Raw genomic sequence first — 12,896 nt, 5'->3', positions numbered from 1 at the left:
CACACTACCGCCCGGACGGGGGCTCCGCGCACGGTACCGGACGATCCGGCTCCGGCAGTGCCAAGGGGCGGGTCCCGGTGCCGGAGGCGCACCTCCCACGGGCGCCCGAACCACCGACCCCGGCACCGGAGACAGTGCCCGAGCGGCCCCCACCGCTGCCCTGGCGCCCGCTCGCCGTGTCGGCATCACCCACTCCGAACAGCGGTCACTTCCCGGTAGCCGGCGGTGAGCGGCCGGTGAGCGGCCCGCCGCACGGCAGTGCCACGGTCCCGGTCAGCCCTGCGCCGGTCAGCCCGTCGTTCGGTCCTGGGCCGGCCGCCCCCGGCCCCGGGCAGGTCCCCCCGTTGGGCCCGCCGATCTCCGCGCTGCCGGCACCCGCCGGCGCCGCACCCGCACCCGCACCCGCCGCGCCGCGCCGCCGGAGGCGGCTGCCGGTGGTGTTGGCCGTCGTGCTCCTGCTGGTGCTCGCCAGCGTCGGAGTCGTGATCACCCGTCCCGGCCCGGTCGCCGGGTGGCTGGGCGACGACGCCGGCTCCGGGCCGAACGCGGTCGGCGTGACCCCGGAACCCGCCCCGTCGGACGTGCTGGCCGGCCCGGATCCGAACGCGCCGGTGCCCACCCCGGACGGGGTCCGGGCCGTGCTCGATCCACTGGTCGGCGTCGCCGCCCTGGGTGACCGGGTCAACGTCTCGGTCGCCGACGTGATCACCGGTCAGACGCTCTTCGTGAAGGGGGCGGACGACGGCACCGTTCCGGCCTCCGTGACCAAGCTGGCGACCGCCGTGACCGTGCTGGCGGCCCGGGGGCCCGGCTACCGGATTCCCACTCGTGCGGTGGCCGGCGCGAAGGCCGGCGAGGTGGTGATCGTCGGTGGCGGCGACCCGACCCTCGCGATCGACAAGAAGGGCTACTACCCGGGGGCGGCGCGCCTCGACGACCTGGCGGCCCAGGTGCGTACCGCGCTCGGCGGCACACCCCCGACCAGCATCGTCGTCGACGGCTCGGTCTACTCCGGCCCGGTCTACGGCCCTGGCTGGGACGACGACATCCCGACCGGCGGGTCGGGCGGCGCGATGACCGCGTTGATGACCGACGGCGCGCGTACGGACCCGGGCGTCGAACACGGGTCCGCCCCGCGGTTCGCCGAGCCGGACCTGGCCGCAGGCAAGGCGTTCGCCCGGTTGCTCGGTGTGCCGACCGACGCCGTGAAGCGTGGCACGGCCCCGCCTCAGGCGGCGGCCGGTGCCAGCCCGGCGCCGGGTACCGAGCTGGGCGTGGTGCAGTCTCCGCCGCTTATCCGGCTGGTCGACGTCATGATCAGCGAGAGCGACAACCTGGTGGCCGAAGCGCTGGCCCGGCAGGTCGCGTTGGCCCGCGGTCAGCCCGCCTCGTTCGACGGGGGTGCCGCCGCCATGGACGCCGAGGTGGCGGAGTTGGGCCTGCCCGCCGACGAGATCAGCGTCTCCGACGGCAGCGGCCTGTCCCGTCTCAACCGGATCAGCCCGTCGCTGCTGACCGATCTGATCCGGTTGGCCGCCAGTCCGGACCATCCGGAGTTGGCCGGCGTCTTCGGTGGCCTGCCGGTGGGCGGTTGGTCCGGGACGCTGAACGAGCGCTACCGCAACACCGCGGGCACCGCCGTGGGCGCGGGCAGCGTCCGGGCCAAGACCGGCACCCTGACCGGCGTGCACTCCATCGCGGGCCTGGTCACCACCGCCGATGGCCGGCTGTTGACCTTCGCGGTGCTCACCGACAAGGTGCCGGGTGACCGGGAGACCGCCCAGCCGGCGCTGGACCGGATCGCCGCCGCGCTGGCCGGCTGCGGCTGCGGCTGACCGTCGCCGAACCGGGGTGACGCGGTCGCCATCGGTGTCGATCGAGGGCGCGAGCCCGGGCCGGGGTGTCGCGGCGCGGGTACGGTGGGTCCATGGCGCAGTTCGTGGACTGGGATCTGGCCGCCGCCACGGCGGGGGCGTTGAGCAAGTCTGGCCCCCGCGTGTCGTACGCCGAAGCCACCGACGTGGTCGGCGACCTGCGCCGGCTGACCGACGAGGCGGCCGGGCACGTGGCCGACTACACGGGGCTGCGGGCGCAGGTGTCGCATCCGCCGGTCCGGGTGGTCGATCGCCGTGACTGGGCCGCGACCAACATCGCCGGGCTCCGCGAGGTGATCACTCCGCTGGTGAGTCGGCTCTCCGGCGACAAGCAACCGGGCGCGTTGACCGAGGCGATCGGGTCCCGGCTGACCGGGGTACAGGCCGGGACGGTGCTGGCGTACCTCTCCGGCCGGGTGCTCGGCCAGTACGAGGTCTTCTCGGCCGACCCGGGTCAGCTGCTGCTGGTCGCACCGAACATCGTCGAGGTGGAGCGCAAGCTCGGCGCCGACCCTCGGGATTTCCGGCTCTGGGTGTGTCTGCACGAGGTCACCCACCGCACCCAGTTCACGGCCGTGCCGTGGATGCGGGCCTACTTCCTCGGCGAGGTGCAGGCGTTCGTCGACGCCTCGTCCAGCGGGAGCGAGCACCTGGTCGAGCGGTTGCGGCGCGGGGTGGCCACGTTGTCCGAGGCGGTCCGTGATTCGGAGAGCCGCACCAGCGTGCTGGACATCGTGCAGACCCCGGCGCAGCGGGCCGTACTGGACCGGCTCACCGCGTTGATGACCCTGCTGGAGGGGCACGCCGAGTTCGTGATGGACGGCGTCGGCCCGCAGGTGATCCCGAGCGTCGAGCGGATCCGGGCGTCGTTCAACCGACGCCGGGAGGCGGGCAACCCGCTGGAGAAGGCGATCCGCCGGCTGCTCGGGGTGGACGTCAAGATGCGCCAGTACGCCGAGGGGCGCAAGTTCGTGCACGGCGTGGTGGAACGCGTCGGCATGGAGGGCTTCAACTCGATCTTCAACTCGCCGCTGACCCTGCCTCGACTGTCGGAGTTGGGTGACCCGGACGCGTGGGTCGCCCGGGTGCACGGCCCGGCCGGCACCATCCCGGCCGCTGGCTGACCACCCGCCGGTGGCCGCGCTCGCTCCGCCGGTGGCCGCGATCCGGGTGGCGGTCCGCCGCGCCCTGGCCGGTCTGCCGTCCGGCGGTCCGGTGCTGGTCGCCTGCTCCGGTGGCGCCGACTCGCTCGCCCTCGCGGCGGCCACCGTCTTCGTGGCACCTCGGCTGGGCCGCGCCACGCTGCTTGTCAGCATCGACCACGGCTTGCAGGACGGCTCCGCGCAGCGCGCGGAGGCGGTGGCGGCCTGGGCGCGTGAGATCGGGTTCGGTTCGGCGACGGTGGTCCGGGTGGAGGTTGCCGGGCGTCCCGGCGGCCCGGAGGCGGCCGCCCGCGAGGCCCGCTACCAGGCGCTGACCGAGGTGGCCCGGCAGCAGGACGCCGTCGCGGTGCTCACCGGGCACACCCGCGACGACCAGGCGGAGACGGTGCTGCTGGCGCTGGCCCGGGGCGCCGGCCCACGAGGGCTGGCCGGGATGCCGGCCCGGCGGGATCTGGGCGGGGTGCCGCTGCTGCGCCCGCTGTTGGAGATCGGCCGCGAGCAGACGCGCGCCGCGTGCGCGGTGCTCGGGCTGAGCCCGTGGCAGGACCCGCACAACACCGACCCGTCGTACGCCCGGTCGAGGGTGCGGGCCGACCTGCTGCCGGCGCTGGTGCGGGCGCTCGGACCGGGCGTGGTGGACAACCTCGCGCGTACCGCCCGGCTGGTGGCCGCCGACAACGCCGCGCTCGACGAGTTGGCGGGGACGGCGCTGGCGGCGGCCCGGTGTCCCGATGGAGGGCTGTCCGTGCCGGCGCTGCTCGGCCTGGTTCCCGCCGTACGCGGCCGGGTGCTGCACTCCTGGGCCCGTGAGCTGGGCGCGCTGCCCGGCGCCCTGTCCCATCGGCACGTCGCCGCTCTGGACGCCCTGGTCACCGATTGGCGCGGTCAGGGTCCGGCCGACCTGCCCGGCGGTGTCCGCGTGCGCCGCCGGGCCGACCGGTTGGCCCCGGCGGGCCCCACCTGACCTGACCAGCCTCCTTTGCGCTGCTTCAACCCGCGCAACACCCCGGGCCGTCGGGTGTTTCCTGGGGTGAAGCAGAGCAACGGGCCGTGTGGGTGCTCGGCCGGCCGGTCTCAGCCGCTGTGCGCCCGATCCCGGAAGGTGGTCCGGTAGCTGTGCGGGGTGGCGCCGACCCGGCGGCTGAAGTGGTGGCGCAGCGCGGCCGCGTCGCTGAAGCCGGACTGGTCGGCGACCGCCTCCACGCTCAACGGGGTCTCCTCCAGCAGCCGGCGGGCGAGCAGCACCCGCTGGTTGGTGAGCCAGTCATGCGGGGTGGTGCCGGTCTCGGCGCGGAACCGGCGGGCGAACGTGCGGGGCGCCATGCCGGCGCGGGCGGCCAACTCCTCCACGCTGATCGTCCGGTCCAGGTGACCCATCAGCCACTCCAGCACCGGTTCGAGGGTGGGCGCCTCGGGCGCCTTCGGGATGGGTGCCTCGACGTACTGGGACTGGCCGCCGTCGCGGTGTGGCGGGACCACCATCCGTCGAGCCAGCCGGGTCGCGGTGGCCGAGCCGTGCTCCTGGCGGATCAGGTGCAGGCACGCGTCGATGCCGGCCGCCGTGCCGGCGCTGGTGAGTAGCCGACCGTCCTGGACGTAGAGCGAGTTGCAGCGCACCTGCGCGCGCGGGTACCGGCGTTGCAACTCGTCCACGTACCGCCAGTGGGTCGTGCACTCGCGGTCGTCGAGCAGCCCGGCCTCGCCGAGCAGGAAGGCTCCGGAGCAGACGCTGAACAGGTGCGCTCCGCGGGCGTCGGCCCGGCGGAGCGCGTCGAGCACCGGGCCGGGGACGGTGGTGCCCTGACTGTGCGCGGGAATGGCCACCAGGTCGGCCTCGTCGACCGGGCCGAGGTCCGCGTGTGGGGTGAGGTGGAAGCCGGAGGAGGTACGGACGGGAGCGCCGTCCGGGCTGCACACCTGGAAGCGGTAGGCGGGAAAGCCGTCGGCTGTCCGGTCGGTGCCGAACACCTCGGCGAGCACGCCGAGCTCGAAGGGGGCGACCTGGTCGAGGGCGAGGACGGCAACGGACCGCAGCATGTGACGAGGGTAACCCGACAGGTGGCAGTAAATCGATGACCAATGGCATTCCTGCCACTGTCCGGTCGGTTCGAGTGGGCGCAGACTGGTCTCAGTCCGGTGCGCACCGGCGGCGAAACCGACAGCAATCATGCGAAAGCGAGCGCCGCCATGGAGTTCCTGCTCTTCCTCCTGTTCCTCGTCCTGCTCGTCGCCGCCTCGGCGGCCGGCCTCACCGTCGACAGCCACGATTCGGCCGACTGGAAGCCCAGCGACGACGGCCGCCGCTGGCGGTCCCGCACCAACTGATGTGATTAGCGTTATTTGTGCAGAAAATCCTTGGCGGGACCGCGCCAAAAGGTGCGGCCCCGCCGACGGAGGCCATCCGACGTACGGCAGGCTAGGAGTCATGGCTGACGGCTCCTGGTACGACGCCGACATCGACCACGTGATCATCTCCGAGGCGCAGATCCGCGAGAAGACGGCGGAACTGGCCAAGCAGGTCTCCGCCGACTACGCCCACGTGGGCGACGGGCTGCTGCTGGTGTGCGTACTCAAGGGCGCGGTGATGTTCATGGCGGACTTCGCCCGGGCGCTGGGCCGTAACGGCCCGCCGGCGGAGCTCGACTTCATGGCCATCTCGTCCTACGGCCAGGGCACCACCTCGTCCGGAGTGGTCCGCATCCTCAAGGACCTGGACCGGGACATCGCCGGCCGACACGTGGTCGTGGTCGAGGACATCGTCGACTCCGGGCTCACGCTCTCCTGGCTGCTGCGCTACCTCGAGTCGCGCTCGGCGGCGAGCGTCGAGGTGGTTGCCCTGTTCCGCAAGCCGGACGCGGTGAAGGTGCCGGTCCCGGTGAAGTACGTCGGCTTCGACATCCCCACCGAGTTCGTGGTCGGCTACGGCCTCGACTTCGGTGAGCGCTACCGCGAGCTGCCCTACGTCGGGGTGCTCAAGCCCGAGGTCTACGCCCGCTCCTGACGCCGGCCCCGACCGGCCGGGGCAGCCCGCCTGGCGGCATGAGCCCGACTCGCATCGGCATCCATCAAGCCGACGTTCAGCGCGCTCTCAGCTGATGCGGTTACCGTGTAACCCGGTGGCCCGGAGGTTACTCCGTGCTCGACCCCCTCGATCGCGTGACCGGGCGCTCGGGTGGCCGAGCCGGACTCCCCGCCACGCCGGCTTCACCCGGACTCGCCGTACGTTGGCTGCGGGGCTGGTGGGCCTGCCCACGGTGTGTGCCGTCGATGTCGAAGGCGCGCCGAGTGCGCAGGCTCGCAGGCTCGTTGCTGGCGTACGAGGTCTTTTGATGGTGCACGACTGCGGGGCTCGCAAGCTCACACCTCGCGTACACGGTGTACCGTCGAATGACCGCGGCGCGGCAGTTTTCGCGCCTCGGGGTCGAGGCCGGCCCGCACGGCGGCTCCGGCCGCCGCTCATCGCGGCGACACCATCAGACGGTCAGGACGTCGATCAGGAGGATGCGGGCGCCCCCGGCGCTCGACAACAGTATGGAACGTACGCGTTTCTTCCGCCGACCGGTGGTCTGGATCATCCTGGTCATCCTCGGCGCCGTTGTGCTCAGTCAGCTGTTCACCAGTGGTCCCAGCTACCACCGCGTGGACACTTCCGTTGCGCTCGATCAGTTGCACACCGCCAAGATCAACAAGGTCGTCTTCCAGGACAAGGAGCAGACGCTCCAGCTGGACCTGGCCCAGAAGACCAAGTTCGGCAAGACCGAGACCAACAAGATCGAGGCCCAGTTCCCGTACCAGGTCGGCGACGAGATCTGGAACGAGGTGCTGGACGCCAAGGCGAACAACCGGGTCACCGGCCCGGCCGACGCCAAGGTCTCCTCGGACAGCATCTGGGTGAGCCTGCTGGTCAACCTGCTGCCGATCGCGCTGCTCGTCCTCCTGCTGCTGTTCTTCATGTCGCAGATGCAGGGCGGCGGCTCCCGGGTGCTCAACTTCGGCAAGTCCAAGGCCAAGATGATCACCAAGGACACTCCGAAGACGACCTTCGCGGACGTCGCGGGTGCCGAGGAGGCCGTCGAAGAGCTGTACGAAATCAAGGACTTCCTGCAGAACCCGGCCAAGTACCAGGCCCTGGGCGCCAAGATTCCGAAGGGCGTGTTGCTGTTCGGCCCGCCCGGCACCGGCAAGACGCTGCTGGCCCGCGCGGTCGCCGGCGAGGCCGGGGTGCCCTTCTACTCCATCTCCGGCTCCGACTTCGTGGAGATGTTCGTCGGCGTCGGCGCCAGCCGGGTCCGTGACCTGTTCGAGCAGGCCAAGACGAACGCCCCGGCGATCGTCTTCGTCGACGAGATCGACGCCGTCGGCCGGCACCGTGGTGCCGGCATGGGCGGCGGCCACGACGAGCGGGAGCAGACGCTCAACCAGCTGCTCGTCGAGATGGACGGCTTCGACACCAAGGGCGGGGTCATCCTGATCGCGGCCACCAACCGACCGGACATCCTCGACCCGGCGCTGCTGCGCCCGGGCCGGTTCGACCGGCAGATCCCGGTGGACGCCCCCGACATGGAGGGCCGCAAGGCCATCCTGCGGGTGCACGCCAAGGGCAAGCCGTTCACGCCCGACGTCGACCTCGACGCGGTGGCCCGTCGCACGCCGGGCTTCAGCGGCGCCGACCTCGCCAATGTGATCAACGAGTCGGCCCTGCTCACCGCTCGCAAGGAGCAACGGGCGATCACCAACGACTCGCTGGAAGAGTCGATCGACCGGGTGGTCGCCGGTCCGCAGCGGCGGACCCGGGTGATGAGCGACCAGGAAAAGAAGATCACCGCGTACCACGAGGGTGGTCACGCTCTGGTCGCCTGGGCGCTGCCGCACGCCGCGCCGGTGCACAAGGTGACGATCCTGTCCCGTGGCCGCTCGCTGGGCCACACCCTGGTGCTCCCGACCGAAGACAAGTACACCCAGACCCGCGCCGAAATGATCGACACCCTGGCGTACGCGCTGGGTGGTCGCGCCGCTGAGGAACTGGTCTTCCACGAGCCGACCACCGGCGCCGGCAACGACATCGAGAAGGCCACCCAACTGGCCCGCGCGATGATCACCCAGTACGGCATGAGCTCCAAGCTCGGCGCGATCAAGTACGGCACCAGCGGGGACGAGCCGTTCCTCGGCCGAAACATGGGCCACGAGCGGGACTACTCGGACTCGGTGGCCGCCGAGATCGACGGCGAGATGCGGGCACTGGTTGAGCTGGCGCACGACGAGGCCTGGGAGATCCTGGTGGAATACCGGGACGTCCTGGACAACATCGTGCTCGAGCTGATGGAGAAGGAGACCCTCTCCACGGCCGACATGGCGCGGATCTGCTCCCGGGTGGTCAAGCGCCCGCCGCTGGCGCCGTACAACGGCTTCGGCAAGCGTCAGCCGTCCACCGAGCCGCCCGTGCTCACCCCTGCGGAGAAGGACAAGCTCAAGGCGCAGGCCCAGGCCGACGGCGCGCAGGCGTCGGTCGGTGGCGGGGCGCCGTCCAACAACTCGGACGGCACGCACTGAGCAACGACCCGACGGCCAGCTCCCCACACCGGGAGCTGGCCGTCTCCGCGACCGAACCCGACGGCGACGACGAGCTGGACTACGTGGCCGCGCGGCTGATCAGCGGCAAATTGACCGGCCGCCCCGTCGAGGACGCGGTCGACCTCGGCCGGATCGAGAAGGCCGTCCGCGAGATTCTGATCGCGGTCGGCGAGGACCCGGACCGCGACGGACTCCAGCAGACCCCGGCCCGGGTCGCCCGCGCGTACGCCGAACTCTTCGCCGGCCTGCGGGTCGACCCGGCCCAGGTGCTCAGCACCACCTTCGAGGCCAACCACGAAGAGCTGGTCATCGTCCGGGACATCGACGTGATGAGCCTCTGCGAGCACCACCTGCTGCCTTTCCGGGGCAGCGCGCACATCGGCTACATCCCCGGCCCCGACGGGCGGATCACCGGCCTGTCCAAGCTGGCCCGACTCGTCGAGGTCTTCGCCCGTCGACCGCAGGTGCAGGAGCGGCTCACCTCCCAGGTCGCCGACCTGCTGATGAGCAAGCTCGCACCACGCGGCGTCGTCGTCGTGCTCGAGTGCGAGCACATGTGCATGGCGATGCGTGGCATCCAGAAATCCGGTGCCAAGACCATCACGTCGGCCGTTCGCGGGATACTGCAGACGGACTCCAAGTCGCGGGCCGAGGCGATGGCGCTGATCATCCCCCGCTGACACCCGGACGCACCACGGCCGGCCGACACCCCTCCGGGACGGCCGGCCGTCGCGTTACCGCACCCGCGGGGTTGCTCCGGCTCGGCGGTTCCGGCTCGGCGGTTCCGGCCAAACCGTTCCGGCCGGCGCGTTTCGGCCGGGCCGATCAGCCAGCGAGCAGGGCCAGCAGCAGACCGGCCGTGGCCAGCACCGCTGGCACCAGGCACACCAACGCCCCAAACCGCACCGTACGGTCCAGCCGCTCGGTGGGGCTGACCCGGAACAACCGCCCAATGCCGATCCAACCGGCGACGAGCGCGACCGCCGGCATCGGCAGCCCGCAGATCAACGCCGCCACGCTGGCCGGCCCCGCCCCCGTCGCCGCCAGAACCGCGACCTGGATCAGTGGCACCAGCAGCGCAAACGGCCCGTACACCAGGAGGTTGCGCGCTCGCGCCGGCCACGACCCCGGCCGGATCCGGCGGCGCGCGGCCAGCGCCGCATCCGCCGACTCGGCCCAACCCCGCGCGGTCCGCAGCGCCGCCAGCACGGCCGCCGGGCCACCCGCCATCGACCGGGCCGCCTCGGTCAGCTCCGGCGGCGACGGCACCAGGGAGATCGCCGGTACGCCCAACTCGCGCAGCCGTTCCTGCTGACTCGCCAGCCCGGTCCGGACCACCGTCAACTCCTCCCGAGCGGCCTCCGCCGACCGGGCCTGCTCACCGGCGGCGGCAGCCGCGCTACGGCGTACCCCGTCCAACTGGCGGGCGGCCGCAAGGTACTCCGCCCAGGCCGTGCTGGGCTGGACCGCCGGCGGCATAACGTCACCGGTCGCCGCACCGGCCCGCTGCCGCACCGGCCCGGTCACCGTCGCGTCCGGATTCACCTCGACACCCCCCACGCGCGCCACCCGATCAGCCGGCCTCGTCGGCGAACGGCACCAGAACGGTGCCCCGCTCGCCCGGACCGTCCCAGAGCACCGCCCGGTCGGGGCGCACCTGCCACTCGACCGGCCGACCAAAGACCGCGGTGAGCTGCGCGACCGGCACGTCCAGCACGGCCACCGCCGCCAGCTTGTCGACCTCGCCCGCCGGCTCGAACAACGCGGCGAACGGCGGCACCGCACGCCACCAGCCCAGCAGATGTCGCCCCGCCGGCGGCCCGTCCCGCAGGAGCGACCGCAGCCGGTCCACCGGCAATTCCCGAGGACCCGGCCGGTCCAGCCCGAAGACCACCAGGTAGGTCGGCAGGTCGTCGTCCGCGTCCGCGAGCAGCGTCGGCAGATCCACCAACTCGGCGGAATGCCGGGTCGCCAACTCGGCCGTCAACGCCTCCGCCAACGCCCGGGCGCCCGGGTCCGGTGCCGCCACCAGGAAACGGGCGCAGCCCGGTGCGTGGTGAGCCGACGTGCTCCGGGCCGCCGTCGCCAACAACCCGCCCGCCGCGGTGCCCGAGCCCAACACCGCGAGGTTTCGTCCCGCCGCCGGCCCCAACGGCACGGCGACCGTCGAGCGGGCCACATCCACCGCCCGGCCCAACAGGGCGGCCGGCCCGTACGCCTGCCCCGCCAGGGCCGCCCGGTGGCGCGGATCGTTGCCCAGCAGCGGCCGGGCGTAACCCGCGAAGACCACCGGCGGCACCGACCCGGCCGGCCGGGCCGCCCACAACTCGTGCCGCAGCTTCTCCACGACCTCCGGATGATCCTGCGGGTCCGGATGACGGATCAACCGTTCGTGCCCCCGGGTCGCACCCCGCGGGCCGCCGAGCCCGCCGGCCGTGTTCACCACCGCGCTGCCCACCGGCAGACCGGCCGCCGAGTCGTTCGTCGGCTCCAGCACCGGACTGCCACCCGGCAGCGCCACCCGCACCGGAAACTGCCCGAGCACCGAATCCCGATGACCAGCATCGGCGCGCGCACTCAGCCCCAACTCGCCCGCGCCGGCCAACACCAAATGCACGCCGTACGCCCGACCGGCCCGGGCCAGCCCGTCCAACTGGGCGGCCACCTCGGCGGCCAACCGGTCCCGCTCGGCGAAGAGCAGCGGCACATTGTCCACCACACAGACGATCCGCGGCAGCGGCTGATGCTGACGCAACTCCGCGAAGCGTTGCCCCCCAGCACGGGCGCCCGCCTCCGTGCGGCGCTGAACCTCGGCCGCCAACTCGTCCAGCAGATCCCGGACGTACTCCCGGTCGGCGGCCATCGCGGCCGCGCGTACCTGGGGAATCCACGACCGGTCCCGCTCGGTCTGCAAGAACTCCACGAAGGACTCGCCGTCGCCGAGATCCGCCAGGTAGAACGCCAGGTCGTCCGGGCCGTACCGGGCGGCCAGGCCGAGCAGCGCGGTGGTCAGGAACGCCGCGCGGCCCGCCGCGGACCGGCCACTCACCAGCCAGTGCGGGGTCAACTCGGTGAAACCCAACGGCACCGAACGACCCCCGGCATCGCCGACGGTGGTGGTCAACCCGTCGGCGGAATCCGACTCCCACAGCCGCTCACCCGTCGGCGGCAGCAGAGCACCCAACGCCAACCGGGAACCCGCCTCCACCTGCTCGGCGAGCCGCCGACAGACCGCATCGACCAACTCGGCCGGCGGGTCCAGCTCGACGAAGACCGGCGAGTTCAAACCGCCCGGCGGATCGGCGCCCGGCCCGCCGAACGACGCGCCCGGCGGGTCGCCCAGCAGCGCGTACGCATTACGCAGCGCCAGCGACGTGGTGTGCGGCAGCGGCGCCCGGGCCGAGTAGGGGCCGGCGGGAGGCCAACCCGCCACCACCAGGTGCAGCCCAGCGGCCGGCCCCTGCTCGGCCAACGTCTCGATGCGCGCCAGATCGGTCGGGCCGGTCGACTCCGGCAGCGCGGCCACCACCAGCAACAGCGTCCGATCGTGACGACGCCGCCCACTCGCCCCCGGCGTGACCCACTGCTCCGCCTCGGTCAACACCGCGCGCAGACCCGTCACGTCCACCGCCGGCGGCGGCAGCAGGCCAGCATCCGCGAGCGCTCCGAACGGCGTCAGCACAGCCCCGGTGGCATCCACCGCGCGCACCAGCAGGGCACCCGCCGGTGCCGCACCCAACAACCGCAGGAGTACGGCCCGGAGCAACCCGGCCACCCGAGGCTCCCGCGCGTCAACGTCCACACTGAGGTGACCGGTGCCGACAAGGGGCACCAACGCGGGGAAGCGAGCGTCGTCCAACGGCGCCGCCGTACCGACCCGAACGAACGGCGGCGGACCATCACCCGCCGGTGAGTTCACGCTGAGTGAATCCAGTGCCGCGCCCGCCCAACCCGGAGCCAGCACGACCGCAGCCGTCCGCAGCCGGTCGGCAACCTCGTACTGACGGCGCTGATCGGCCGGAGCCGGCCGCGTCTCGTCCAGGATCCCGGCAGCTGCCGTCGCGACAGCCGTCGCCCGACGGTGCAGGGCTGCGGCGCGGTTCGTCCGAGCCTTCGGACCGGCCACCGCGTCCACCCCCTCTACCCGAGGTTGGCAACCCCTCCCAAAGCAGAGACGGTATCCCAGCCGAGGCCGCACCTCCGGGAGGTGCCTCGGCGCTGCGCCGGTGTTGTCGTGGATCTCACCGGTGGGGAGGAGGCCGTCACGATCCGCTGGATCTGAGGCATT

At 72.6% G+C, this 12,896-nt stretch carries 10 protein-coding genes; 7 read left to right on the top strand and 3 right to left on the bottom strand.

Translation table 11 applies throughout. From position 1 onward, the window contains the following. Positions 1 to 365: 365 nt before the first annotated feature. The 3 genes from dacB (at position 366) to tilS (ending at position 4,001) form a co-directional block, all read left to right on the top strand. Complete coding sequence (gene dacB, locus AC5L30_RS13550; RefSeq protein ID WP_494867677.1) at positions 366 to 1,835, top strand: D-alanyl-D-alanine carboxypeptidase/D-alanyl-D-alanine endopeptidase; 1,470 nt, start codon at positions 366 to 368, stop codon at positions 1,833 to 1,835. Positions 1,836 to 1,927: 92 nt separating this feature from the next. Then, positions 1,928 to 2,998 carry a zinc-dependent metalloprotease gene (locus AC5L30_RS13545; protein ID WP_494867541.1) on the top strand — a complete coding sequence of 357 codons (1,071 nt, stop codon included), beginning with the start codon at positions 1,928 to 1,930 and terminating at the stop codon, positions 2,996 to 2,998. Positions 2,999 to 3,008: 10 nt separating this feature from the next. Next, the gene (gene tilS, locus AC5L30_RS13540; protein ID WP_494867540.1) at positions 3,009 to 4,001 is read left to right on the top strand and encodes a tRNA lysidine(34) synthetase TilS; all 993 of its coding nucleotides are present in this window, start codon (positions 3,009 to 3,011) and stop codon (positions 3,999 to 4,001) included. A gap of 110 nt (positions 4,002 to 4,111) precedes the next feature. Here tilS and AC5L30_RS13535 read toward each other — a convergent pair whose 3' ends face one another. Next, the gene (locus tag AC5L30_RS13535; RefSeq protein ID WP_494867539.1) at positions 4,112 to 5,074 is read right to left on the bottom strand and encodes a GlxA family transcriptional regulator; all 963 of its coding nucleotides are present in this window, start codon (positions 5,072 to 5,074) and stop codon (positions 4,112 to 4,114) included. 99 nt (positions 5,075 to 5,173) lie between these two features. On the opposite strand from AC5L30_RS13535, the gene AC5L30_RS13530 reads away from it, so the two are divergent. The 4 genes from AC5L30_RS13530 to folE all read left to right on the top strand — a co-directional run bounded on the left by AC5L30_RS13530 (position 5,174) and on the right by folE (position 9,288). Continuing rightward, on the top strand, positions 5,174 to 5,362 hold the full coding sequence (locus tag AC5L30_RS13530) for a hypothetical protein (RefSeq protein ID WP_357253067.1): 189 nt from the start codon (positions 5,174 to 5,176) through the stop codon (positions 5,360 to 5,362). A 100-nt stretch (positions 5,363 to 5,462) separates the two neighbouring features. After that, positions 5,463 to 6,038, top strand: coding sequence for a hypoxanthine phosphoribosyltransferase (gene hpt, locus AC5L30_RS13525; RefSeq protein WP_030328005.1), 576 nt, complete (start codon positions 5,463 to 5,465; stop codon positions 6,036 to 6,038). A gap of 530 nt (positions 6,039 to 6,568) precedes the next feature. Then, a complete protein-coding gene (gene ftsH / locus AC5L30_RS13520) occupies positions 6,569 to 8,587 on the top strand; it encodes an ATP-dependent zinc metalloprotease FtsH (RefSeq protein ID WP_494867537.1) in 2,019 nt (672 codons plus the stop codon). 35 nt (positions 8,588 to 8,622) lie between these two features. Then, a complete protein-coding gene (gene folE, locus AC5L30_RS13515; protein WP_030328001.1) occupies positions 8,623 to 9,288 on the top strand; it encodes a GTP cyclohydrolase I FolE in 666 nt (221 codons plus the stop codon). A gap of 145 nt (positions 9,289 to 9,433) precedes the next feature. Here the strand turns inward: folE and AC5L30_RS13510 are convergent, their stop codons facing one another. Together AC5L30_RS13510 and AC5L30_RS13505 are read right to left on the bottom strand one after the other, a co-directional pair. Next, complete coding sequence (locus tag AC5L30_RS13510) at positions 9,434 to 10,153, bottom strand: hypothetical protein (RefSeq protein WP_494867535.1); 720 nt, start codon at positions 10,151 to 10,153, stop codon at positions 9,434 to 9,436. A 28-nt stretch (positions 10,154 to 10,181) separates the two neighbouring features. Next, entirely contained in the window at positions 10,182 to 12,743 is a 2,562-nt protein-coding gene (locus tag AC5L30_RS13505; protein ID WP_494867533.1) for an FtsK/SpoIIIE domain-containing protein, read from the bottom strand. Positions 12,744 to 12,896: the final 153 nt, after the last annotated feature.

The organism is Micromonospora sp. BQ32, assembly GCF_059358895.1.
This window is presented reverse-complemented; position numbering and strand designations above follow the sequence as displayed.

Bases quoted from the DNA above. Each gene is read 5' to 3' on its own strand.
- AC5L30_RS13545 (WP_494867541.1), top strand. From the start codon at position 1,928: ATGGCGCAGTTCGTGGACTGGGATCTGGCCGCCGCCACGGCGGGGGCG.
- AC5L30_RS13535 (WP_494867539.1), bottom strand. From the start codon at position 5,074: ATGCTGCGGTCCGTTGCCGTCCTCGCCCTCGACCAGGTCGCCCCCTTC.
- hpt (WP_030328005.1), top strand. From the start codon at position 5,463: ATGGCTGACGGCTCCTGGTACGACGCCGACATCGACCACGTGATCATC.
- ftsH (WP_494867537.1), top strand. From the start codon at position 6,569: ATGGAACGTACGCGTTTCTTCCGCCGACCGGTGGTCTGGATCATCCTG.